Annotated in this window: 21 protein-coding genes; 7 read left to right on the top strand and 14 right to left on the bottom strand. The window is 57.8% G+C overall.

The genetic code is table 11. From position 1 onward, the window contains the following. Positions 1-135: 135 nt before the first annotated feature. The 4 genes from Q1A59_RS10210 to Q1A59_RS10195 all read left to right on the top strand — a co-directional run bounded on the left by Q1A59_RS10210 (position 136) and on the right by Q1A59_RS10195 (position 2,928). Positions 136-489, top strand: a complete 354-nt coding sequence (locus Q1A59_RS10210) for a response regulator transcription factor (protein ID WP_298406672.1) — start codon at positions 136-138, stop codon at positions 487-489. Between the two features lie 172 nt (positions 490-661). Further along, on the top strand, positions 662-1,453 hold the full coding sequence (locus Q1A59_RS10205) for an HAD-IIA family hydrolase (RefSeq protein ID WP_298406674.1): 792 nt from the start codon (positions 662-664) through the stop codon (positions 1,451-1,453). A 55-nt stretch (positions 1,454-1,508) separates the two neighbouring features. Next, positions 1,509-1,754, top strand: a complete 246-nt coding sequence (locus Q1A59_RS10200; RefSeq protein WP_298406676.1) for a hypothetical protein — start codon at positions 1,509-1,511, stop codon at positions 1,752-1,754. Positions 1,755-2,007: 253 nt separating this feature from the next. Further along, a complete protein-coding gene (locus tag Q1A59_RS10195; protein ID WP_299644941.1) occupies positions 2,008-2,928 on the top strand; it encodes a sortase domain-bontaining protein in 921 nt (306 codons plus the stop codon). A 309-nt stretch (positions 2,929-3,237) separates the two neighbouring features. On the opposite strand, the gene Q1A59_RS10190 is transcribed toward Q1A59_RS10195, so the two are convergent. The 11 genes from Q1A59_RS10190 to Q1A59_RS10140 all read right to left on the bottom strand — a co-directional run bounded on the left by Q1A59_RS10190 (position 3,238) and on the right by Q1A59_RS10140 (position 18,049). After that, entirely contained in the window at positions 3,238-4,305 is a 1,068-nt protein-coding gene (locus Q1A59_RS10190; RefSeq protein WP_299644940.1) for a methyltransferase domain-containing protein, read from the bottom strand. A gap of 41 nt (positions 4,306-4,346) precedes the next feature. Continuing rightward, positions 4,347-4,988, bottom strand: coding sequence for a phosphatase PAP2 family protein (locus Q1A59_RS10185; protein ID WP_299644939.1), 642 nt, complete (start codon positions 4,986-4,988; stop codon positions 4,347-4,349). Positions 4,989-4,999: 11 nt separating this feature from the next. Beyond that, entirely contained in the window at positions 5,000-6,154 is a 1,155-nt protein-coding gene (locus tag Q1A59_RS10180) for a glycosyltransferase family 1 protein (protein ID WP_298406684.1), read from the bottom strand. A gap of 2 nt (positions 6,155-6,156) precedes the next feature. Next, positions 6,157-7,212 carry a lysylphosphatidylglycerol synthase transmembrane domain-containing protein gene (locus Q1A59_RS10175; RefSeq protein ID WP_298406686.1) on the bottom strand — a complete coding sequence of 352 codons (1,056 nt, stop codon included), beginning with the start codon at positions 7,210-7,212 and terminating at the stop codon, positions 6,157-6,159. A 96-nt stretch (positions 7,213-7,308) separates the two neighbouring features. After that, the gene (locus Q1A59_RS10170; RefSeq protein WP_298406688.1) at positions 7,309-8,265 is read right to left on the bottom strand and encodes a GDP-mannose 4,6-dehydratase; all 957 of its coding nucleotides are present in this window, start codon (positions 8,263-8,265) and stop codon (positions 7,309-7,311) included. After that, positions 8,262-9,737: an O-antigen ligase gene (locus tag Q1A59_RS10165; protein WP_299644938.1), complete on the bottom strand. Its 1,476-nt coding sequence runs from the start codon at positions 9,735-9,737 to the stop codon at positions 8,262-8,264. Before Q1A59_RS10165 ends, Q1A59_RS10170 begins: the two co-directional genes overlap by 4 nt. An 11-nt stretch (positions 9,738-9,748) precedes the next feature. Further along, positions 9,749-11,248: a sugar transferase gene (locus tag Q1A59_RS10160; RefSeq protein ID WP_298406693.1), complete on the bottom strand. Its 1,500-nt coding sequence runs from the start codon at positions 11,246-11,248 to the stop codon at positions 9,749-9,751. 64 nt (positions 11,249-11,312) lie between these two features. Further along, positions 11,313-11,456, bottom strand: coding sequence for a hypothetical protein (locus Q1A59_RS10155; protein ID WP_298406695.1), 144 nt, complete (start codon positions 11,454-11,456; stop codon positions 11,313-11,315). 189 nt (positions 11,457-11,645) lie between these two features. After that, positions 11,646-16,247, bottom strand: a complete 4,602-nt coding sequence (gene gltB / locus Q1A59_RS10150; protein WP_298406697.1) for a glutamate synthase large subunit — start codon at positions 16,245-16,247, stop codon at positions 11,646-11,648. Positions 16,248-16,625: 378 nt separating this feature from the next. Next, positions 16,626-17,504: a J domain-containing protein gene (locus Q1A59_RS10145; RefSeq protein WP_298406699.1), complete on the bottom strand. Its 879-nt coding sequence runs from the start codon at positions 17,502-17,504 to the stop codon at positions 16,626-16,628. Between the two features lie 161 nt (positions 17,505-17,665). Next, on the bottom strand, positions 17,666-18,049 hold the full coding sequence (locus Q1A59_RS10140; protein WP_298406701.1) for a hypothetical protein: 384 nt from the start codon (positions 18,047-18,049) through the stop codon (positions 17,666-17,668). Between the two features lie 278 nt (positions 18,050-18,327). On the opposite strand from Q1A59_RS10140, the gene asd reads away from it, so the two are divergent. Continuing rightward, positions 18,328-19,374 carry an aspartate-semialdehyde dehydrogenase gene (asd, locus tag Q1A59_RS10135; protein WP_298406703.1) on the top strand — a complete coding sequence of 349 codons (1,047 nt, stop codon included), beginning with the start codon at positions 18,328-18,330 and terminating at the stop codon, positions 19,372-19,374. Next, entirely contained in the window at positions 19,371-20,423 is a 1,053-nt protein-coding gene (locus Q1A59_RS10130) for a hypothetical protein (protein WP_298406704.1), read from the top strand. Before asd ends, Q1A59_RS10130 begins: the two co-directional genes overlap by 4 nt. 99 nt (positions 20,424-20,522) lie before the next feature. Here Q1A59_RS10130 and Q1A59_RS10125 read toward each other — a convergent pair whose 3' ends face one another. Then, positions 20,523-20,951: a response regulator gene (locus tag Q1A59_RS10125; RefSeq protein WP_298406705.1), complete on the bottom strand. Its 429-nt coding sequence runs from the start codon at positions 20,949-20,951 to the stop codon at positions 20,523-20,525. Positions 20,952-21,214: 263 nt separating this feature from the next. Here Q1A59_RS10125 and Q1A59_RS10120 point away from each other — a divergent pair, with 263 nt between their 5' ends. Next, a complete protein-coding gene (locus tag Q1A59_RS10120) occupies positions 21,215-22,072 on the top strand; it encodes a carotenoid biosynthesis protein (RefSeq protein WP_298406707.1) in 858 nt (285 codons plus the stop codon). Here the strand turns inward: Q1A59_RS10120 and Q1A59_RS10115 are convergent. Continuing rightward, complete coding sequence (locus Q1A59_RS10115) at positions 21,993-22,799, bottom strand: lysophospholipid acyltransferase family protein (RefSeq protein ID WP_298406709.1); 807 nt, start codon at positions 22,797-22,799, stop codon at positions 21,993-21,995. The two genes, Q1A59_RS10120 and Q1A59_RS10115, sit on opposite strands and share 80 nt — an antisense overlap. Positions 22,800-22,853: 54 nt before the next feature. Then, a partial coding sequence (locus Q1A59_RS10110; RefSeq protein WP_298406711.1) for an NAD(P)H-dependent oxidoreductase occupies positions 22,854-23,334 on the bottom strand: 481 nt, incomplete at its 5' end.

The following is a 23,334-nucleotide window of genomic DNA, read 5'->3' as shown; positions in this document are numbered from 1 at the left end:
CAATCTTGCTCTGGTGAATCTTAGCACAAGTTCACAGGGTCACATGAATGGAGTGTCAGGTCAAAGATGTGGAAATTGGAAGGTCATTCTCGTTTCATGAAGTGATAATTGTTCTACATACTGAGAGAGACAATTATGCGCATTCTCATCGTAGAAGACGAATCAAGCGTGCGCTCGTTTTTGCAAAACGCGATGAAAGCGTTGCGGCGCAGCGTAAAGATCGATACGGCAACCCATGGAGCTGATGGTCTCAAGCTGGCGCGCCGTCAATGGTATGATCTGATTATCACTGACTACCACATGCCAAAAATGAATGGATTGGATATGACTTACTACCTCCGCCAAGAGGGTTACACCACACCAATTGTGGTTATTTCGGCTGATCCGATGATCGAACAGGATTCCTTGGCGGCAGGTGCCTCACTGTTTCTCCTCAAGCCGGTTTCGCTCGAAAATCTCCGCTATATGCTCGATGTGTTTGGATTATGAGGGCTGAGTTGATTGGGCTGCCTGTGTGCCATCCCATAAGAAGCGTGCTACAATGCGCATCTGCGCGGGGCAACATACCGGTTGCCCCGCTTCTTGCCTTGATCAGCCGGTGTCGCCAGATATGGTACCATCTCAAACGAGATTGGCGATGTGTGATAGTGTTGGAGACACCATGCAATCAATCCCCCGCTACGATGGCTACATCTTTGATCTTGACGGCACCATCTATCTCGGCGACACCCTTTTGCCGGGCGCTGCCGAGCTGTTAGCAACCTTGCGCCGTGAGGGGCGCCGGATCACTTTTCTCTCGAATAACCCGACCAAAACTCGCCGGCAATACGCCGAACGCTTGCAACGCTTTGGCATTGCTGCTGATGAAAGCGAAATTGTCACCAGCTCGGCGGTTATGGTAGAGTGGCTGTTGGCTAACGCGCCGGGTGTGCCGCTGTTTGTGGTTGGTGAAGCGCCGCTGATTAGCGAGCTTGAGGGAGCTGGCTTCCCGATCAGCGAACGTCCGGGTGAGATTAAGTTCGTGGTAGCGTCGTTTGATCGCACCTTCACTTACCGCAAGCTCCAGATTGCCTTTGATGCCATCCGGGCCGGCGCGCGCTTGGTCGCGACCAATCCCGATCGCTTCTGCCCGGTGCCCGGTGGCGGTGAGCCAGATGCAGCCGCGATCATCGCTGCCATCGAAGCTTGTACCGCAACACGCTGTGAGGTGATCGTTGGCAAGCCATCGCCAATTATGGCCCGCACGGTCAGCAATCTGATCGGGTTGCCACCTGCGCGATGCCTGATTGTGGGTGATCGTTTGATGACCGATATTGCGATGGGGGTGACAGCCGGGATGGATACGGCGTTGGTCTTGACCGGCGATAGTCAACGCGCCGATCTTGAACGCTCACCTTACCAGCCGACCTACGTGCTCGAGCGAATCGATGAATTGATTGGTGACTTGGCTTGACGATCGGGCTGCTTCCAGTTACGCTATCAATAATAATCGATAGAGAGGAAAATCCATGACTGCCGCTCGTCGCACCCCCTCTGCTTTACCCCAACCTCCATTTACCGGTGATCAGCCGTCATCACCGCCTGCTGACGCATCTGATACCTCGTGGTTGCTGGCGATGCGGGCGTTGTTGCTGCTGCATAGCACGGTTTTGCCGCCCGATCCACTAATCGCAGCCTTGTCTGACGCTGACGTGATCGCATTGCGCGGGAGTCTGATGTTGCTCCAGCATGATGAGGCGGTTAATATTGCCTGATCAACGCCAGTGCTGATAGGTGTGTAGGCTCAGTCGCAGTGTAGAATAAGCGATTAAGGGCGGGGTGCAACCCCGCCTTGTTGACTCTTCAACGCCGTCGTCTGCCAGCCATCTTGCGTCGCCCAGCCACTACGATCCGCCCCCCCATACATCCTTTCGTCTGCGCTATGCGTAGCGTAAGATGCGGCGCAATCCGCTCCGGCGGGTCGCGTGGTATACTGAAGACAGAACACAGCAATGAGGATAGTTGGCAATGCTCCACCGTTTTCCTATGCTTGGTGAACGAATTTGGCACATCATCGCTCGCCGGCGCGTCACGCCGGTGAGGCGCGGGCCGTGGCTGCTCGGTACGACGCTGATGGCGCTTGGCGCCGCCTTACTGATCTATGTCTTGGTGGCGACATTGCAGATCGAGTATTACCGTTGGGCTGCGCGCGGTGATTCGCCCCTCCCTGTGCCGCAGCTTACCACCAACGGTTTCCGTCCGGCTAATGAACGTCCGTTGCCGTTGCTGACCGGTCTAGCGCCGTCAGCGCCAGCTCCTACCGTTGCGCCGTCAGCGCCGGCTGGCGATATTCCACCTCCTGCCGTCGCTGCTCCAAGCACGTTACCTGCGGTAAACAGTGGTTTGTTGATTTCCGAACCGCCTGAGCCGGTGCGCGCCGAGTGGGTGGCCATGGTTGATCGACTGGTCATTCCAGCAATTCGGGTCGATTTTAAGGTAATAGAAGTTGGTTGGGATACGATCGAAGAAAACGGTCAATTGATCTCGGTGTGGCAGGTGGCCGAGTATGCGGTTGGCCAGCACCGCGGTTCGGCCAATCCCGGCGAAGGCGATAATATTGTGTTAGCCGGTCATGTTGGTGGCTACGGTCGAGTGTTCAAAGACCTCTTCTACCTTAAGCCCGGCGATGAGGTGATTGTCTATAGCCGTGGTCAACCGTACCGCTACCTCGTCAGCGAGCGGATCATCGTTGATGAGGAGGGTGCGCCACCTGAACAGCGTCTCGCCAATGCCCGCTATATTGCACCTACCGGCTATGAAGTGGTGACAATGGTGACGTGTTGGCCACCAAGCGGCCCCGATAAGTTCAAGCAGCGGGTGATCGTGCGGGCGTTGCCGGTGCAGCCAACCAATAACGGTACGGTAATGCCGGAGGGCCCTACTCGTTAATCGCATCAGCACGGTGACCCATCGCGCGAGGTGTTGCCCCTACAAGGCGGTTTTAAGGGCACACGGCCATGTCAAACATCCCTCTTATTGCCGCGTATGTACTGCATGGTAGGGCAGTTTTCAAGCCGCCCTGTTCCTCCACTGTCTGCGGCGCACGAGGTAGGGCGTAGGAGTGCTGCACCTAGCAACCGGCGAATTGCTGTCACCTTTACACCACCTAGCCGGCCAGATAGCACTCACTGAAGCCTCCTGTCATGGTAGTCAGGGCTTTGCTTCACAGAGTTCTCTGATAATTTGTAGTCAATGCTCTTACAACCGCTCGCTAATCAGCGTAAGATTACCACCGCAACGACGATAAAACTGATCCATCCATGCTTGTGGTGGTAATAACGCCGGATCAGGTCGCCGCTTGAAGCGGCTCTGGATCGTTCGGGCAATGTGGTGTAAGCTAAAACGACGGTTACGCTGCAAATCTCTCATCTGTTGCTCTGTCAGCGGTGGCAAGTTGTTCTTCTTGCTCCATGCTTGCAGTTTTTCAACCGTTACCCCATACGTTTCATGGTGAAACATTGCTAATTCGCGCAGTCCAGCTTGTTGCAAGGCGCGCCGATAATCGTCTAACTTTGGGCGCAACTCCTGAATGTGATAGGCTGTTTCACGTGCAATGTTTGGCGCATCTTGCTCTGGAGTGATGTGATCAGCAATGCACGGCTCATGAATGGCAACCAGCTTGCCGCCACGGCGTAGTATGCGTGCTGCTTCTCTTACTACCTTTTCCAAACTGGTTGAGTGATGGAGCGCTGCCGAAGCAAAGACAATATCATAGCTTTGATCGGCGAGCGGGAGATGTTGGCTGTTGGCAATCAGAATATCGTAGGAAACACTGGCCTGCTGCATCAGTGCTAGTGAACGCCCAACTCCAATCTGATCGTCATCGTTGATTTCAACCGCAACGACGTCGCAACCGCGAATGGCAAACTGCTTGGCTGCCCATCCACGCCCCGCCCCGAGATCGAGGACACGGCTGTGCGGTTTTGGCCGAATGATACTCAGAATAAGGTCAAATTGGTATGCAATTTCAGGCCATGGTTCACTCGCAACGTATGGCAGGCGAAAATCGATGTCAACATGAGTTTGATCATAACAACCGGCATCCTTTGCCATTTGTACCCATCCGCTAGCTTCGGTTGCCAGCCGTTTCCAGTCATCATTATCAACATAGATATAGGCTATGCCCTTACGTATGCAATAGCGCTGGTTACAATGAGTACAAATGAGTTCACCATGTTCGATCCACTGAGTCGCATACGGTTCGGTCCAGCGGAGTGGTGCTTGGCAAGCGGGGCAACGAAGGTACTGAATGAGTGTAGGGCGCATGCAATATTATCCTGCTTCTTCACGATAAGAAGAATGTTTATTTACACCAACCCAAACAGCCGGAACACGACCAATACACAAACCACCGCCAAACTCATTCCGGCGATCACCTGCATCAAGGTGTGATTGCGGGTGCGCAACCGTGCCCATCCCAACACAATAGCCGCCGCCCAGCAAATGCCGCCGAGCGCTGGCAAGTAGATGCTGGCCAGCGTAGCGCACGATCCAATGCTGGCCGAGTGAATGCTAATCTTCCAAAACAGATTAATGACAAACGAGATCGCATTCATCACCGCTACCGATACCAGCATTGCCAACAACGGCAACGGTGCGTTCATCGCCCACAAGATGGCCGTGCCTACCAGCACATTCACCATGCCAAACAAGTAGAGTTCATTGCGTTGGGTGCGCACCGAAATATCGTCATCGCTATACGCGCCTTGGCGCAGGCGAATATTGAAAAAGATGGTCGGCGGCACCACGTGCAATAACGCACACACAATCGACCACCACAACCCGCTCACCCGGTTGTCGCTGCCAAGCACGCCGACGATAAAAATACTGACAATACTCAGCGGCACGGGGTGCAGAATTTGCGAAATGCGCCGGGCTATCGCATAGCCGCGCCCCGGTAATGCGCCGCGGCTAAGAGCTTCTGCAGTCAGATCGTTTGGTTGCATCATGCTCATCATCCTCAAGTGGCAGCGGCTTTTGCCGCTAGCTCACGGTAGATTGCTACCAGCGCCTGTCCGGTCTGTTCCCAGCGAAAGGTAGCGGCCTGCGGTGGCCCGGCGGCGCGGAGCGGCGTCGGATTAGCGAGCACAGCACGGATACCGGCAGCAATATCTTCGACCTCTAACGGATCGACCATGATCGCGGCTGATCCGGCCACCTCAGGCAAACTTGCTACCTTAGCAGTGATAACCGGGGTGCCGCAGGCCAACGCTTCGAGAACCGGAAAACCAAACCCTTCGTACAATGACGGATAAACGAAGGCTTCAGCTAGATTATACAATGCCGGCAGATCGTCATCGGCAACAAAATCGAGGAAGTGAACGCGCTCACGCGCGTTAGAGCGCTCAACTGCGGCAAAAATCTCGTCGTATAACCAACCACGCCGTCCGGCAATCACGAGGTTTAGGTCGGGGTTGTCAACGGCTACGAGCGTGAATGCCTGCAACAGACGCACGAGATTCTTGCGCGGTTCGAGCGTGCCGACAAAGAGTAAGAAGCGATCGGGCAAGCGCAGCCGCTCGCGAACCGGAGCCGTCTCAGCCGCTTGCATTGGTCGGAACCGTTCATCCACTGCCGGATAGAGCAGGCGGACGCGCCGGCTGAGAATGCCATACAGCCGGCCTAAATCGTTCGCTGTTGCTTTCGAGTCGACCACGATTAAGTCGGCGCGCTGTAACGAACGCGGCACTGCTGCGCTCAAATAGCGGCGCAACGTTGGTTCGGCGCAGGCTGGTTCGACCAGAAAGGTCAAATCGTGGATGGTGAGCAGCGTGCGGGCTTGGGTTGGCGGCAAGACAAAATCTGGCGCATGCACCACATCGATCGGTCCGATCAGCCACTCGACCCGGATCGGCAATCGCAGCCGTTGCCAGAGGATCGTCAACAGGCGCGGGCTGATCGGGATGGGCCGTAAGGTGATGTTTGGGTAAGTCGCAGCTAATTCGTGGGCATAGCGGGCAAAAGGACTCTGCGGATCAAGCCCGCCAGCGGCATAAAAGAGGTGGAAGGCGAGATCTGGCCCTGCCTGCGCCGCCGCGCGCACCAGTTCGCGCGTATACCGGCCAATGCCGGCCCCCTGCCACATCCCCGCTGTAACATCGATCCCGATCCGCATCGCTACTTCCGCCGACTGAACAAGTAGAGGATAAAGCCAAAGACGACGATGCTCCAGAAATTGATCAGCCGGTCGAGCAAGGTCACGGCGCCACCCAGACTAGCGGCGATGCCGAAGAGGGTCAGTACCGCGGTGATGGTGCCTTCCACCACCCCCAAGCCAGCTGGGGTAATTGGTAATGCCGTTAAGAGCGATGAGGCAAGGGCGACAAAGATAATCGCCGCCAGCGTCAGGTTGAGACCGGTGTGATTGAGCGACTGGATGACAAACCAGAGCCGGAATCCCTCCAGCAGCCAGATCGCGCCGGTAAAGGCGAATAGCCGCGGCAAAATGGCCGGTGTAAACGACTTTAGGGCCGATTGCTCGAAATTGCCGTAGACATTGTGCAGCCGGCGCGGAATAAACCAGCGGATCTGTGGCCCCAGCCAACGCATGCCGGCCAGTCCGCTAACAATGACAACCACGAGCAAGCCGCCGAAGAGAAAGACGATTTGCGTACCTTCAGGCATCTGCGCGCCAAAAGTGAGGTAGCCGGAAAGCACCAGTAAGCCGAACAAGCCAATCATATCGAGCAGCCGCTCGGCGAAGATCGTGCCAAAGGTGGCCGAAAATGAGACATTGCCGTTATGCTTGAGCAAATAGCCCCGATACGCATCACCAAGCTTAGCCGGCACAATACAATTGGCAAACCACGACAAATAGATGTACTCAATCAGCGCCGGCAACGACGCCCAACTGCCCCGGCCCGCTTGGATCGGTACCCCAGCGTTGGCCAATAGCATCCGCCACCGCAACGCGCGCAGCGGGAATGTCATGTAAAACACCACCAATCCCAATCCAAGCAGGATCGGGTTGGCTGAGCGCATATATTGCCACGTCGTGGCGATGTCAATATCAAGACTGCGCACAGCAAACGCAACGATTGCAATCGCAATCCCAAACGAGATCAGCGTGCGTGGTTGGCGCAACCGCTGGCCGAGCGAAAAGCTGCTGCGCTCTTCACCACGTGCTCCGCGTTCCGTGGCCGGTATCTCAACCGATGATGGTTGATCGGTCATAGGTATCTGTGCCTTCCCGTGATTCGTTACGGTTGCTGGTTCGCTATCTGGCATAATCCTACTCGATCCTATGACGTAGATGCAAATATCAATAAGTTAACGTTCGATCTCTGCGCAATACCATGCCCAGAAGCGTTCCACGCCTTCTTCAATTGCCACCGTTGGCGCAAAGTCGAGGAGCTGGCCAGCTTTTGTCGTATCAGCGTAGGTGATCGGTGGTTCAGTCGCCGGCAACGGTTTGATCTCGATCTGGGCCGGATAGCCGGTAATGTGTTCGAGCAAGCTGACAAAGCGCCGCAGTTCAACCGGCTGCGAATGGCCGAGGTTGAAAATTTCGTAAGCTCGTGGGCGGTCGAGCGCATTGATAACACCGGCAATGATGTCGTCAATGTAGGTGTAATCGCGAAACAGGTTTTCACCGCCATTGAAGAGGGTAATTGGCTGCCCACGCACCATGCGCTCGACAAACAGGTACGGCGTCATATCGGGCCGGCCACGTGGGCCATAGACAGTAAAGAAGCGGACAACGCTGATCGGGAACCCGTACAGGCTGTGAAAAGTGTAAGCCAGCACTTCAGCCGCCTTCTTGGTCGCCGCGTATGGCGACAGTGGCCGGTCGGTGGGGTCGTCTTCGCGGAAGGGGATGCGATCAGTCTTGCCATAGACCGATGAGGTCGAGGCGATCACCATGTTCTCGACCTCGGCACGGCGCGCTTGTTCCAACATCACCAGCGTGCCGCCTACATTCACCGCTTCATACAACACCGGATTGGCGATCGATGGCCGGGGGCCGGGCATTGCGGCGAGATGGGCGACATAGCGCGGTCGGTAGCGAGCAAAGATCGCCGCTACGGTTTCGCTATCCCGAATATCGCCCTCGATGAAGGTGAACCCCGGTTGTTGCAGCGCCTGCGCCAGATTGCGTCGCTTGCGCGCTGGGCTGTAGTAATCAACCAAATTGTCAAGACCGATCACCTGTTCGCCGCGCGCCAGCAGGTGATCGACCAGATGGCTGCCAATAAATCCGGCTGCGCCAGTGACAAGATACGTCATACATCCTCGTTATCAAGTGGCTGGGAAGCAGGCTCGGCGGTGATGGTTGCCAGCAGCGCAATCACGGCGCCAAGCTGTACTCCCATATTCAAGACGTGCAGATTTTCAAAGAGATTGTGACCGCTCAGCGCCCCAATAACGCCTATCCCGCCAAGCGCGATGCCGCGCGTTGGCCAATCATGCGCCCGCCGGATCGCGCCAATGGCAATATACCAGACACTGCCGAGCCAAAGAAGATAGGCGAGCGCGCCGATCAATCCGCTTTCAGCCGCAACGTGGAGATAATAGTTGTGAGCATGGCCACGTGAATCATACCACGGTTTGATCCATGTTGGTGTTTGCCCGCTGTACACCAGCCGTTCATAGGCGATACTGAAATTGCCCGGTCCCACCCCGAACAACGGGCGCTCTTGAATCATGTGCCACGCCGCTTGTAGATGGGCCATGCGCTCAACCACGGCAAAATTGGCCGGGGTGATTTCGACGCCGCGAGTGTCGAAGGGGCGCAGGTTTGCAAGGATGGAAGTGACGCGACTGCTGAGTGCTGCCGGTATGAAGCCACTATTGAGCAGCAAGAGACCCCCAAGGCCAGCGATGAGCGCAGCCGCGCCAATCCGCCCTCCTATCCGGCGTCCGTACCGTCTGGCAAACGCAATGCCTAACGTCAACGCCCCGACTAACGCCCCGATCCAGCCGCCGCGCGAGAAGCTAGCCAGCAACCCGCCGAGCAAACAAGCCCCGGCAAGGGCAATCGCACCGAGGATCAGCCACCAGTGATATTTGTGCCAGCGTCGCGTTTCGATCAGGGCTAAGCCCATTCCGGCAGCCAATGGCCATGCTTGATTAAGGTAGCCGGCGAACGAGTTGGGCTGGCCGATGGTGCCATACGCGCGCATTCGTCCGCCACCAATCGCGAAGCTTTCCGGGCCGATGCCAGTCAGGTATTGGCCGATGCCGATCAGGCCGGTGATCGCTGGCGCAGCTAGCAAGCAGGATGCGAGGACGGCCCGGCGCCATTGCGCGTGGGCCGGGTCTTGCAAGGCCCACCCTGCGGCGAGGTAGATGAGCAGCACAGTACCCCAACGCAATGTCTCTTTCAAGCCTTCACTGCGGCTCAGCGGGGTTAATGCAGCGGCGAGCGCCAGTGTCCAAATGAAGATCGCTAAGGTAATGCCCGGTATCCCCAGCATTGGCCAACGCTGGCGTGTGTGCCACAACAGGCTCAACGCAACCAGTCCAAAGCAAAACTGGGTAACGCTGACGCCGCCGGGCAGCATCACTAGTTGTTGAAAGGGAACGGAGAGAACGGCTAACGCTACTGGCCAGATCGGATCACTGACAGCAAGCCCCAACCCAACCAGCCCTAGCAGCCAACTCACTGCAAGGAAGGGCGGCAGAACAGCTAAGCCAGCGCCGATCGCAATCGCACCCGCCAGCCACAGCCAACGCGACCAATCTCGTTGTGCCATCATTGGGAACTGCATCACCACGCGCCGCGGCCAGACAAAATCGCTGGAATAACCATCATGAGGATGCGCAGGTCAAGGCTCAATGACCAGTTTTCGGCGTAGTAAATATCAAGCCGAACCTGCTCGTCAAATGAAATTTCGCTCCGTCCCAGTGCCTGCGGTAAGCATGCCAACCCCGGTTGCACTTCCAGCCGGCGATGGTGCCATGGTTCGTAGCGTGCGACCTCTTCGGGCAACGCCGGTCGGGGGCCGATCAAACTCATCTCGCCGCGCAGCACATTCCACAATTGTGGCAACTCGTCGAGGCTGGTGCGCCGTAACCAACGCCCCACCCGCGTTACGCGGGGGTCATCGCGGATCTTGAAAAGTGGCCCATCAGCTTCATTGTGCATCAACAACTCTTGACGGCGCTGCTCGGCGTCGGGAACCATTGTGCGGAATTTGTAGCAGGTGAATAGGTGACCATGCTTGCCGACTCGTTGTTGACGAAAGATCACCGGCCGGCCCGAGTCAATCCAGATCAAGAGCGCAATAATTGCGGCCAGCGGCAGCGTGAGCGGCAGACTCAGCAATACTGCTGCCAAATCAAAGGTGCGCTTGAGCGCCAGATTCAGGCCATGCAATTGAATCTCTTTTGGTTGCAGCAGCGGCACGCCGCTCAGATGCATAATATCAACCCGGTCAAAGCTCAATTGATAAATATCCGGTGCGATTTGATATTCAACGCCCAATTGGTGGCAACGCGCGGCTAATTCGGGTAAGCGATCGTAGTTCCAAAACGGCAAGGCAATGATGACCTGCTGGATCTGTTGTTGTTCGATAACTTGCTCGAGATCGTCAAGATCGCCAAGATGTTGAAACACGCGCGCGCGATTACCAGCGATGATTGGTTGCTCGCTCAGATAACCGGCGAGGGTATAACCGACACCCGGTGATGCAGTCAGCGCGTGCATTACCAATTGGCCCAACCCGGTACCGCCTACCACCAACACTCGTTCGCGGCCCAAACCACGCGACCAAAACCAGTGCCGGATACCGATCAGCAAGAGCCGCCAACTCAGGAGTAACCCAATCATGGTGATGGCGGCAAACGCGAAGATGAGCCGTGAATAAAAGAATGGCCGGTAGAGAAAGACGACCACCATAACCAGCGCGATCATCGTGATCACGCTGCCAGCAATGGCTTCAGCTTCATCGAGCAACGTCATCCGCCGGCTTGAGCGGTAGAAGCCGCGCATGATGAAGTGCAGCCCCAGCAGCAGTTGCAGCATGAAGACGATAGGTAAGAACGCGCTGAACGGCACCTGATTTTCAATCGCCACTTCAGCGATGATCTGGTCAAATGGCGGTGGCCAGAGTACTTGATAGCGCAAGATGTAGGCTATCGCAAAACCGACGAAGATCAGCGCTTGATCCACCAAAAATAAACCAACCATCGTCCAGCGTCGTCGGTGATGCAACCGCTGGCGGGTGGTTGGAGGTTGCTTCTCTTGTGCCGGTGGGTGTTCTATCATGTGCAAGCCTGTGTGCCTGCCCAACCGCGCCGAACGTGGAGTGGTCGTCACTTGCTGCATCAGCTTAAGAAGCATCGTGCTGATACGAGGGTGTGTCTCCGGCTTGCTCAAACTGGATGGCACCTGCCTGCCGATGTTCAAAGTAGAGCATAATCCCCGGTGAAGCCGCAATCAGAACCATCAGTGCTATCAAGCTGATCCAGAGCATACTTGGCTCTTCTCCATTGCTAATCACGAAATGGTAGCGACGATACTACTGTATCAGGCAAGGTGATAGTTGCCCGATGCTGTTATGACGCAGCGCCCTATCTTACCATGACCCGGCTAGTCTGCAAGCTGATAAAAAGCTGACAGATGGGACAGAATTTTTGTCCCATCTGCCGGTGCTGCGTGCCGGTTACGCTGCATGCACTTTGGCTGGCTCTTCGGTGCCTTCGGCAGCGGCTTCAAGTTGGGCCACGGCATCGCGTGGCCGTACGGTGAGGAAGAGATTACGATAACGATCCCAGCGGGCCAGAATCTCACTACCGCGCGGACTCTTGGTCAGCTCGACGTGACGGCGAATGAGGTCGCGCAACCGCATCTCATCGCGATCACTGAGTGGGCGCAGTTCAATCAACTGCGGGTTATAACGCCGGCCAAACGTGCCGTGTTCGTCGAGCACATAAGCCACGCCGCCGGTCATACCGGCACCGAAGTTACGCCCGGTCGGGCCGAGCACAACCACCGTGCCACCGGTCATATATTCGCAGCCGTGATCCCCGATGCCTTCCACCACTGCCGTTGCGCCGGAATTGCGTACCGCAAAGCGTTCGCCGACTCGTCCTGCTGCGTACAGTTCGCCGCCGGTGGCGCCGTACAGCAACGTATTGCCGGCGATCACATTCTCGTGCCAGACGTATTGCGCGTCTGGCGGCGGAGCGATGGTGATCAACCCACCGGCCATTCCCTTGCCGACATAGTCGTTCGCGTCGCCAATCAGCCGCAGTGTTACCCCCGGCGCATTGAAGACGCCGAAGCTTTGGCCGGCGTGGCCGTGGAACGTGATCGTAATCGTATTGGGCGGCAAACCTTTGTCGCCGTACAGATGCCCGATTGCGCCGGCCAAGCGCGCACCGACTGAACGGTCGCAGTTATTGATCTGGTACTGTAAGCGTACCGGGCCGCTGGCTTCGAGCGCGCTGGCGGCATCGCGCATAATCCGGTCGTTGAGGCTCTCTTCCGGCGGCAGTGCGTTTGGTTTGCCGCCGTGGCGGATCGGGCCGCGCCCGATCAGGCTGGCCGCACCCAACACCGGCGTCATATCGAGCAGATCGGCGGTTTCAACCTCGGTGTGGCGCTGGCGCAGCAAGTCGGTGCGCCCAACCGCTTCTTCAATCGAGCGTAGGCCAAGGCTGGCGAGAATCTCGCGCACCTCTTGGGCCAAGTAGCGGAAGAACGCCATCACCATCTCTGGCTTGCCGGGGAACTTGGCCCGCAGATCGCCGCGTTGGGTGGCGATCCCAACCGGACAGGTGTTGTTGTGACAGGCCCGCGCCATAATACATCCTTCGGCCACCAGCGCAGCGGTGCCGAATGAGAACTCGTCGGCGCCGAGCAAGGCCGCTATCACCACATCGCGCCCCGTCTTGAGGCCGCCGTCGACGCGCAGCCGTACCCGCTCGCGCAACCCGTTGAGGATCAGTGTCTGCTGCGTTTCTGCCAACCCAAGCTCCCACGGGATGCCAGCGTTCTTGATGCTGCTGAGCGGCGAGGCGCCGGTGCCGCCAGCGTGACCACTGATTAAGATCGTGTCGGCATACCCTTTAGCTACACCAGCCGCTACCGTTCCCACGCCAGCCGTTGCCACCAACTTGACCGAAACACGCGCATTCGGATTCACCTGCTTGAGGTCATAGATCAACTGGGCCAAATCCTCGATGCTGTAGATATCGTGGTGCGGCGGCGGGCTGATCAGGGCGACGCCGGGCACGGTATGGCGGATACGCGCGATCTCTTCGTTGACCTTATGGCCGGGCAACTGGCCACCCTCGCCGGGCTTGGCCCCTTGCGCCATCTTGATCTGCAACTCGCTGGCGCTGGCGAGATAAGCCGGCGTGACCCCAAACCGGCCCGACGCTACCTGCTTGATCCGCGAGTTGCGCTCGTCGTGGTAGCGCTCCGGCGCTTCGCCACCCTCGCCGCTGTTGGCCATACCTCCCAGCCGGTTCATCGCGATCGACAGCGTCTCATGCGCCTCTGAGCTGGTCGAGCCATGGCTCATCGCCGCAGTTGAAAACCGCTTCACAATCGCCTCGATCGGCTCCACCTCATCAATCGGCACTGGCGGGCCAGCCGGCACAAACTCCAGCAGGTCGCGCGGCTCGACCGGTGGCCGATTGTTGACGAGCTCGGCATAGGCGCGATAGGAAGCATAGCCCTCGCTACTCAGCTCTGGCCCAGTACTGTCGCCATTCAGTGCATGCGGGTTGCGCACCGCTTTGTGGAGTGCATGCACAACTGCCGGACTGAAGGCGTGGTATTCGCCATCCTTCTTAAACTTGTACAAGCCGGGGTGCGGCAACGTCACCCTCCCGGTCTGGAAGGCGCGGGCATGGCGGGCAGCCAGATCGCGGGCAATGCGATTGAACGAAATGCCGCCGACTCGTGATGGCGTGCCGGTGAAACAGCGCTCGATCACCTCGTGGGCCAACCCAACTGCCTCGAAGATCTGCGCGCCGCAGTAGCTGTCGAGGGTCGAGATGCCCATCTTTGACATAATCTTTAACAAGCCCTTTTCGAGCGCGTGGATAAAATGCTCTTCAGCTTCCAGCGCGAGCGTATGGGTGCGCGCCTCGCTCTGCTTGTGGTCGAGGCTATGCTCGGCGCGCTGGCGCACCGCCTCGCGCTCGACCGCGATCCGGCGCACGCTGGCCAGCGCCAGATAGGGATTAATCGCCTCGGCCCCATAGCCGATCAAGGCGGCAATATGGTGGACTTCACGCGCCTCGCCGGTCTCGACCAGCAAGCTCACCCGTGAGCGCAAGCCGGTGCGGATCAAATGGTGGTGGACAGCGCCGGTGGCGAGTAAGATGGGTAATGCAGCGTGATCGGCATCAACCCCGCGATCGCTCAAGATTACGATAGCCGCCCCATCGCGCACCGCCTGCGCCGCCTCGTCACCGATCCGGTCGAGCGCCTTGAGCAGACTCTCGGCCATAATCTGGCGGGCCGGGAAGAGCAGGCTAATCGTCTCCGAACGTAACAGCGGATCGGTTTGGGCACGGATCGCCTGCAACTGGGCATCGGTCAGGATTGGCGATGTCAGTTGCAGCAGATGGGCATGCTCTGGTGTCTCGAGCAAGATCGAGCGGCGGCGGCCAATGCCGACGCTGAGCGACATCACCAGCTCTTCGCGCAGCGGGTCAATGGGCGGATTGGTCACTTCGGCGAAGCGCTGCTTGAAGAAGTGGAACAATGGGCGGCCCAATTCCCACTGTGAGAGGGGCGGGATCGGTGTATCGTCACCCATCGAGCCGACCGGTTCGTGGCCGGTCATTCCCATCGGCTTGAGGATCACGTTCAGCTCTTCGGAGGTATAGCCAAACGCCATCTGCAACGGTTGCAGGTCTTCTGGTTCGTCAGTGGCGATTGCGGGCAATTCGGCTGGGAGATAGCACAAATGCTCGTTCAGCCATTCGGTGTAGGGCTGGCGCGCAGCTAACAGCGCTTTAACCTCGCTATCGGTGTAAATCTGTCCGGCAGCGGTATCGACAGCCAACATCTGGCCGGGGCCGAGTTTGCCTTTACAGACAATCCGCGTTTCAGCGATCGGCACCGCGCCGACTTCCGATCCTGATACGACCAAGCCGTCATCGGTCACGATATAGCGCGCCGGGCGCAAGCCGTTGCGATCGAGCGACGTACCCACGATCACGCCATCCGAGAAAGCTAGCGCCGCCGGGCCGTCCCACGGCTCGATCAGACAGGCATGGTACTGGTAGAAGGCGCGCAGAGTGGGATCAATATCCTGCACCTTTTCCCACGCTTCCGGTACCAGCATCGCCGTAGCATGGCGAATATCGCGTCCGGCCATAACCAGCAACTCAAGCGTATTATCCAGCATTGCCGAGTCAGAACCGCTCTCATCAATCACTGGCAGCAGTTCGCTCATTGGCGGCGCACCACTAGGCAAGAAATCGTCGGGCAACGTGATCGCTTGCTCGCGGGCGCGCATCCAGTTCACATTGCCTTGCAAGGTGTTGATCTCGCCGTTATGCGAGAGCATGCGGAAGGGCTGGGCCCGATCCCACGTTGGGAAGGTGTTGGTGCTGTAACGCTGATGATAGACGGCCAGCGCCGTGGTGAAATCAGGATCGCGCAGATCAAGGTAGAAATCGGCTAAATGGGAACCGAGCAGCAACCCCTTGTAAACAACCGTGCGCGACGAGAAGGAGGGGACGTAGGCCGGCAGACCGGCGCGGCGGAAATACTTCTCCATCGCCTTTCGGGCAAGAAAGATCGTGCGCTCGAAGGCACGATCATCAAGCCCTTGCGGGCGGCCAACAATCACCTGCCGGATCGTCGGCATCGCCTTGCGCGCGCGCTCGCCGAGCACATTGGGATCGACCGGCACCTCGCGCCAGCGCAGCAACGGCAACTGGTGTTCGGCCAGTGCTTGCTCGATCAGCGCGCATGCGGCGGCGCACTGGGCGGGATCTGCGGGTAAGAAGAGCATGCCAAGCGCGAGATCAGTCTCAGCGACGTTAATACCAGCGGCGGTCAGCTCACGGCGTAAGAGCCGGCGCGGTAATTGAGTCAGCACGCCAGCGCCATCACCGGTGCGCGCATCATCAGCCACTGCGCCGCGATGTTCAAGGCGGCTCAATGCAATGAGGGCCAGCTCAAGAATATCGTGGCTCTCCCGACCATTCACACGGGCCACGAAACCGATACCGCAAGCATCGTGCTCAAAGCGCGGATCGTAAAGTCGGGCTGGGTCTCGCGCAGGAAGGTACATCGCTCGTTCCTTGCTCTTCACTAAAAGTAGACGAATGCCAAGTACAGAAAAAGACAAAAGCGCGCTCGCTGCTCCTCGACGATGAGAGAGAAGGGCGAGCGCGCTCTCGCTTTTGCAATTTACCGTAGAGATAGTGATACCGCCGCACAATGACGGCGATCACATCTCGGCGACAAAGCCAATCCAGTTCGATTTACGAATGATAAAGATGGAAGATACAGGAAAGTGCCACACTCGATCGTTGAGTGTGACCACTGTACCGCCCGGTACGGCTAAACAGCACTGTTATCGTGGATTATTACCAAATAATATACCGCACTTTGGGCAAGCGTGTCAAGCGGTTTTGTGCGAAAGTACCAAATCAGCCGGCTCGCCGGATCATTGCTGCTCGGCTAGATTTCCAGTGAGCCGCTGCAACTCTTCGATCAACTGGCGGGCTTTGGGGGAAAGATTGGTCGGCAAAACGGCGCTCACGGTGATGTATAAGTCGCCGTACCGCGGGCTGCCCATCAGCGGCATGCCCTGTTCGGCGATGCGAAATACCCGCCCATTTTGCGTTTGCGCAGGAATGGCCAGCTTCAGCGTTTTACCAGAGAGCAATGGAAGCTGAATTTGCCCGCCCAGCAATAACGTGTACATGCTCACCGGCACGGTTGTGTACAGATCGTTGCCTTTGCGCTCAAAGCGAGGATGCGGCTTGACCGTTACCACGAGATACAGGTCGCCGCGGCGACCGCCGTTCAGGCCGGGTGCGCCTTCGCCGGGAACACGCACCCGCTTGCCGGTATCAATGCCGGGGGGTATCTTAACGGTAATGGTGCGCGGAGTGCCGTTGGGGTTGGAAAACTGCAACGAGCGTTGCGTGCCGTGGTAGGCCTCTTCAAGCGTCAACTCGACGTTCTGCTCGACATCTTGGCCGTTAAGGCTGACATTGAACCCGCCGCCGGGAGAACGCCGGGAGCCAAAGAGGGTTTCAAATAGATCGGCGACATCGGTAGCGTTGCCGTAATCAAACCCGCCATACCCAGCTTGCTCATAGCGGCGAAAATCGCTGCCGAACCGATCATATTTGGCGCGCTGATCTTTGTCAGACAGTACCTGATAGGCTTCGTTAATCTCTTTAAACCGGGCTTCGGCCTGCGGATCGCCCCGATTAACATCGGGATGGTACTTGCGCGCTAGCCGCCGGTAAGCTTGCTTAATCTCTTCATCGCTGGCCGAACGGCTTACGCCAAGCACCTGATAATAGTCCTTCATACACCTGCCTCGCGCCGCAGAGTTTGCCGCCACATGGGTCTGTTTTCGATTGTAGAGAGCATTGTCGCCAGCGTCAAGACAGGCTGTGTTAGATCTGTGTTAGCATAGCAATGGCGCGGGGTATACCCGCGCCAGAGCAGCCGTGTTGCCGCAACGGAACATCAGACAAACTCGAACCGTTCCAATTCGTTGCGCCGGAACGAGGCTAACGCAGCAAGATCGCGAATGGTGCGCTGGATCAGGTCGCGTTCGAGCGGATCATTGTAGCTGCGCACCAACCGCCGGATCGCTTCGTGCCATTCTGGCGGCGGTGTGTAACGGTAGATCGGCTGGCCGCCCATCGTGTTGGTTACGGATAAGAATCCGGATGCGGCTAGTTCGTCGAGCGCCTGTTGCACGCTCCAAATATCGCGGAAGAGCCGTTCGGCGATTGCGGCTGCCGATAGCTCGCTGCGAGGGTTTTCATGAAACATGAGGAGTAAATGCAGCTTAGTTGGTGTATCGAGCACGTGCTCTAACAATCGTTGGACGTGCGGATCGATCATAGTGCTGCTCCTTCCTGCGTGATCAACAGTGATCAGCGTTGCTGAGGGAATAAATAACGACTCCTGCGTCGTGGGAGGAGCACAAATAGCGAGGCAAAAATGAATAATGTTTCAGATCTCACAGAGATTATACACCATCATGGGTTGAAATGCTACTCTTTTACCGGCTTTTTTTACAACAAACGTGGGCGAATAATAACCATTAGTAGTTGTTTATGCAACCGTTCGTCTTTGAGTATAATGAAAGCGACTGAGTTCTAGTGACAGGAGGTCTCGGAATGGCTACGATCCCGGTTGCAGTGCTGGGCGCCACCGGCGCGGTGGGCCAGCGCTTTATTCAATTGCTCGAAGGGCATCCGCTCTTTGAGGTGGTGGCGCTGACCGGTAGCGAACGCAGCGCCGGCAAGAAATATCGCGAGGTATGCCGGTGGGTGCTCGATACGCCGATGCCGGCAGCGGTGGCCGATCTGACCGTGCTTGATGCCGATGCTGATCTGCCGACGCCACTGGTCTTCTCGGCTCTGCCCAGCAATGTCGCCGGGCCAATTGAACAACGGTTGGCCGCCGCCGGCCATATTGTCTGTTCCAACGCCTCCAACCACCGCATGGAACCTGATGTGCCGCTGGTGATCCCCGAAGTGAACCCCGACCATCTGCACCTCATCCCGGTGCAACGGCGCCGGCGCGGCTGGTCAGGCGCGATTGTGACCAACCCAAACTGCACGTCAACCCCGGCGACGATGGTGTTGCGTCCGTTGCTCGATGCCTTTGGCGTGCGCCGCATGCTGCTGGTCAGTATGCAGGCCCTCTCAGGCGCGGGCTATCCGGGTGTGCCTAGCTACGATATTGTCGATAATGTCATCCCGTTTATCGGCGGCGAAGAGCCAAAGCTCGAAATTGAACCGCAAAAGATGCTTGGCCAGTTGCGCGATGATACGATTGTGCCGGCGAGTTTTGCCACTTCCGCGCACTGTAATCGGGTGCCGGTGCTCGAAGGTCATCTGGTTTGCCTATCAATCGAACTCGAACAAAAGGCGACTCCCGATGAAGTGGCAGCCGTCTTACGCCAGTTCCGCGGCTTGCCGCAAGAACTGCGCTTGCCTACTGCTCCTGAACAGCCGATCATTGTGCGTGATGAACCCGATCGTCCGCAACCACGCCGTGATCGCGACGCTGGCCGGGGTATGGCCACGGTCGTGGGCCGGATCCGTCCGTGCTCGCTGTTTGATATCAAGTTGATTGCCCTGAGCCACAATACGATCCGGGGTGCGGCGGGCGCGTCGATTCTGAATGCCGAACTGATGCATGCGCAGGGGTGGTTATGAATGTGCGGGCAACGATTGCCGACCTCACCGGCGATTATGTAATCTATCGCGATTTGCAGCCGTGCGACCCTGCTTTGCCCGGCTTGGCCACGTTACGCACGGTGTTGGGCTTGCCGACCAATGTGACGCCACGTAAGCGGGATGTGGCCTATGCGCGCGTGATTCTTGCTCTTGCCCGCGCGGCGCAGGCGTTGCGCAACGGCCCGCCGCTCACGACTGTGGCTGTGATTGGCGATACCGAGAATGATCGGCTCTTGACCGTTCATTTGCAAAGCTTAGGCGCGATCACTGCATATGGCTTTATCGGCGTTGACCGGCCAGTAGCGCCGGCAACCCTTGAGTGGGCCGATGCGGTAGCGACGGCGACCCGCTGGGCTTTGGTGCAGCAGTGGGCGGCGGAGCTAGCGGCACGGGGGGTGGATTGGGCGCAAACCGCCGTGCTGATCGATATTGACAAGACCCTCCTTGGCCCGCGCGGGCGGTCAGATGGCGCGATTGATGATGCGCGGGCCGAGGCGGCCTTGATGGTTGCCACTGAGTTATTGGGCGACCAGTTTGATCGCAGCTTGTTTCGCCGGAATTATGCCGAGTTGTGCCGGCGGGAATGGCACAGTCTGACCCTCGACAATCAAGACTATACGGTGGCGCTGGCCCTCTTCGCTACGGTCGAGGTGTTTGATTTGCCGGCGATTGAAGTGCAATTGGCCGCCGGCTTGTCGCCGACGCTACTCGAATTGTTGATTGCAGCGCAACAGGTACCGGTTGAGTTGCAGGCGCTGCGCAAGCAATTGATCGAACGAATCGAAGCCGGTGATCCGACGCCGTTTACCCAATTCCGCCGCGCCGAATTGGTGACAACTGCAGCGCGCATGGCCGATGGCCGGCTGGCCCTCAGCAGCGAGCTGTTCCGGCTGGGGCAAGAACTGCAAGCCCGGGGAGCGTTGCTGTTGGCCGCTTCCGACAAACCGGCTGAGTCGGCGTTGCCGTCGCCGGAACAGGCCGCAACCGGTTTGCTGCCGTTGCATCGCACGCCAGCGGTGTTAGATTAGCGTGGCTGGCTGAAACACAGCGTGCGGCAGGTGCCTGCCGCGCGCTACTCTAACGTTGCTTGCGTGTTACCTTCGTCGTAACGAAGCGGATGAATTGGCTCAATCCCCATTGATCACGCGCTCGTGGACGATGTGGGCCGAGGGTAGCAGTCGCTTAATTCGCTCGATCAATTCGTCGATAAAAAAGGGCTTGGTCATGTAGCTATCGACCGCCGCTTCAGCGGCTGCATTCCGCACTTCAGCCGAGTCGTAGGCGGTGACGATCAGCGTTGGCGGGTAATACCCTTGGGCGTGCAACTCTTTAATCAAGCGCACTCCGCTCATGCCGCGCAAATTGTAGTCAGTGATCAGCACATCGAATGGCTGCTCCTTCCAGCGTTCGAGGCCCTCTTCCGCGCTTAATACCGACACGAATTCGTATGGAATGCCAAGCCCCCGCATGGCAAATTCGATGATGCGCCCAATATTATTATCATCCTCTACAAGGAGAATGCGCACTGGATGGCCATTAACTTGCGCGTGTGTCATTGGTCACCCCCCCTGTCGCTTATCCTGCGCCATTGCAAGGAATGAGAGGTAGAGGCGGCGCTGGTAGAATTAGTACTTTAGTCCCATATTAGTGTAGCACATGTTTGTGATTGTCGCTATAACAGTTTTGTCAATTTGCTGCTGGAGCTTGTTATGCTGGAGTTAGGTCGTTGATAGGCTTTGACAGGCCATGAAAGCGAATTTATAATCAACTATAGGGGCTGCCGAATGGTATGACCCGTCTGTCAGGAATATATTACCCTATGCTTTCTGATCAATCTTTGTTGCCACAGTTTCGTCGCAGTGTTATTCTTCTGCTCGCCGTTTACCTCTTTATCTATCCGTTCGCTATCGTATTAGTCGCGCTGGATCGGGTGCCGGTATGGGGCACGTGGATGGGTGGTGCCTTGTTGATTTTGCAAGGCGCGTTGATGGGCGTGTGGCTGACCGTGCGCTATCGCTGGTGGGGGGTGCTGGCAGCCGGCTTGATTCTAGTCATCTCGTGGGCGGTTGAGCACATTGGCGCAACCACCGGCTTTCCTTTCGGGAGTTATTCGTACACTGATGTGTTGCAACCGCAAATCTTCGGCGTGGTGCCGCTGGCTATCCCCTTTGCATGGCTGTTAATTGTCGTGGCCGCTGTTGGCGTCGCCGAGCGGATCCTCAACCGTGATGGCCGTTCGGTAGACGATCGCCTGCTTAATCCGACCCGCGTCTTAACGGCGGCGTCGTTTGCGTTGCTGCTTGACGTAACTATCGAGCCGTTCGCCGTCTACATTAATCGCTATTGGGTCTGGACGAGTGACGAGACCGGTTTTTACTACGGTATCCCTGCGTCCAACTTTATCGCGTGGTGGGTGACGAGCTTGATCTTATCGTGGGTGTTGCTGGCGTTGCGCCAGCAAGCGGCGCGCCACAGCCATGCGCCGCAGCATTTTATGCCGTGGCTACCGCCGGTGTTGTATTTAACCAACCTCACAATGTTCGTGGTCGTTAATCTTGCCCGCGGCCAAGTGTTGCCGGCTCTGATCGGCGGCTTGATTATGCTCGTGCTCGCAGGCGATTGGCTGCTGCCGCGGCTGGCCCGCCGTCTGCGTCGTGTCGCCGAAACCAACCCGTAACTGTATCCCACGTGCGGTCAATCCCCCACCGTCCGCTGAGCAGTGGCTGGAATCGGCCTAGCCGCTGCTCGATAACGTCGGCGCGGAGCGTGTCAACTGCCGCTGTCAGCCGCGCAGCAACATCGGTGCGGATCGCTTCGATATCTTCACGGCTGGCCGGCGGGTGGGGCGGGCCGATTTGTACAAAGGCATGCGGCCATTGCTGACCAAGAAATTCGTAGCGCAGTGCGATCGGGCAGAGGGTGACATCGCCAGCTAGCGCGGCGATGCGGGCAATGCCGGGGTAGATGGTCAGCGGGCGGTAGTCGTTGGCTTCGATCCGGCCTTGCGGGAAGATGTAGAGCGCCCGATCGCGCCGTTCGCGCAATAGGTTCGCGGCATAGATCTGCGCGCGCTGAGATTCGGCGGGATCGCGCCGTTCAATCGAGAAAGCGCCGCACCACGTAAAGAAGCGGTACGCGCGCAGTTGCCGCTCTTCCATCATGAGATAACTGTCAAATGCCCGCTGCATAATCGCGCGGTGAATGAGCATCATCATATACCCATCCCACCACGCCGAATGGTTCAGATAGAAGATGTACGGCCCTCGCTGCGGATCGGGGCGCGGACCGTATTGGGCGAACCAGATGTGATCGAAGCTGCGCCTGAGTGCCGGACGAGCTAACAAATAGTAGATGACTTCATCGGCGATCCAGATTTTGTTGGCTGGGATGCGAGGCGTGACCATAGTGGCTTTGTAGTAAAGATAGACGGCGTCGGGCAGATCAGCGCTCTGCCCGTACTATGGTAGCGCATGCGGCGCTAAGGCTGCGCGCGCGGCCTTATACGCCGCTTGAATGCCGGTGTGTGGTAACGGCGTGTCGTTGGTCAGCGCAAATGCACCGGCAAGCGTAAAACCGCATGTCGCAACCGCAGCCCGCAATTCGTTAAGCACAGCGGCGGCATGCGGTCCGACTGCAACCAATGCTGCGTAGCGTCCGGCCAGATCGGCGGCATAAGCGGCGCGTAGCAGGTCGTTGAGGCGGGCCGGCAGTTGCGGCACGGTGGCCGGCGTGACAATCACGATTAACTCCGCATCGCGCATATCGGCCACGATATCGGCCAGCAGCGCGTCGGGTTGGCCGGAAGGCAACGGGCCGAGAAATGCAGCCCGCTTCACCGGTGGTAATTGGCCGAGCAGCGCGCTCAATACCTCTGGCGCCGGATCATCTTCATCGGCGCTGCCGCAAATACCTAACGTAAACAGATATCCGTCATGCATC

Origin of the sequence: uncultured Chloroflexus sp. (assembly GCF_937951745.1) — a bacterium.
GTDB lineage: Bacteria > Chloroflexota > Chloroflexia > Chloroflexales > Chloroflexaceae > Chloroflexus.
The sequence above is the reverse complement of the archived record's forward strand: the minus strand, read 5'-3'. Positions and strand labels throughout refer to the sequence as shown.

Coding starts and splice junctions, on each gene's coding strand:
- Q1A59_RS10210 (WP_298406672.1), top strand. CDS start 136: ATGCGCATTCTCATCGTAGAAGACGAATCAAGCGTGCGCTCGTTTTTG.
- Q1A59_RS10205 (WP_298406674.1), top strand. CDS start 662: ATGCAATCAATCCCCCGCTACGATGGCTACATCTTTGATCTTGACGGC.
- Q1A59_RS10200 (WP_298406676.1), top strand. CDS start 1,509: ATGACTGCCGCTCGTCGCACCCCCTCTGCTTTACCCCAACCTCCATTT.
- Q1A59_RS10195 (WP_299644941.1), top strand. CDS start 2,008: ATGCTCCACCGTTTTCCTATGCTTGGTGAACGAATTTGGCACATCATC.
- Q1A59_RS10190 (WP_299644940.1), bottom strand. CDS start 4,305: ATGCGCCCTACACTCATTCAGTACCTTCGTTGCCCCGCTTGCCAAGCA.
- Q1A59_RS10185 (WP_299644939.1), bottom strand. CDS start 4,988: ATGATGCAACCAAACGATCTGACTGCAGAAGCTCTTAGCCGCGGCGCA.
- Q1A59_RS10180 (WP_298406684.1), bottom strand. CDS start 6,154: ATGCGGATCGGGATCGATGTTACAGCGGGGATGTGGCAGGGGGCCGGC.
- Q1A59_RS10175 (WP_298406686.1), bottom strand. CDS start 7,212: ATGACCGATCAACCATCATCGGTTGAGATACCGGCCACGGAACGCGGA.
- Q1A59_RS10170 (WP_298406688.1), bottom strand. CDS start 8,265: ATGACGTATCTTGTCACTGGCGCAGCCGGATTTATTGGCAGCCATCTG.
- Q1A59_RS10165 (WP_299644938.1), bottom strand. CDS start 9,737: ATGATGGCACAACGAGATTGGTCGCGTTGGCTGTGGCTGGCGGGTGCG.
- Q1A59_RS10160 (WP_298406693.1), bottom strand. CDS start 11,248: ATGATAGAACACCCACCGGCACAAGAGAAGCAACCTCCAACCACCCGC.
- Q1A59_RS10155 (WP_298406695.1), bottom strand. CDS start 11,456: ATGCTCTGGATCAGCTTGATAGCACTGATGGTTCTGATTGCGGCTTCA.
- gltB (WP_298406697.1), bottom strand. CDS start 16,247: ATGTACCTTCCTGCGCGAGACCCAGCCCGACTTTACGATCCGCGCTTT.
- Q1A59_RS10145 (WP_298406699.1), bottom strand. CDS start 17,504: ATGAAGGACTATTATCAGGTGCTTGGCGTAAGCCGTTCGGCCAGCGAT.
- Q1A59_RS10140 (WP_298406701.1), bottom strand. CDS start 18,049: ATGATCGATCCGCACGTCCAACGATTGTTAGAGCACGTGCTCGATACA.
- asd (WP_298406703.1), top strand. CDS start 18,328: ATGGCTACGATCCCGGTTGCAGTGCTGGGCGCCACCGGCGCGGTGGGC.
- Q1A59_RS10130 (WP_298406704.1), top strand. CDS start 19,371: ATGAATGTGCGGGCAACGATTGCCGACCTCACCGGCGATTATGTAATC.
- Q1A59_RS10125 (WP_298406705.1), bottom strand. CDS start 20,951: ATGACACACGCGCAAGTTAATGGCCATCCAGTGCGCATTCTCCTTGTA.
- Q1A59_RS10120 (WP_298406707.1), top strand. CDS start 21,215: ATGCTTTCTGATCAATCTTTGTTGCCACAGTTTCGTCGCAGTGTTATT.
- Q1A59_RS10115 (WP_298406709.1), bottom strand. CDS start 22,799: ATGGTCACGCCTCGCATCCCAGCCAACAAAATCTGGATCGCCGATGAA.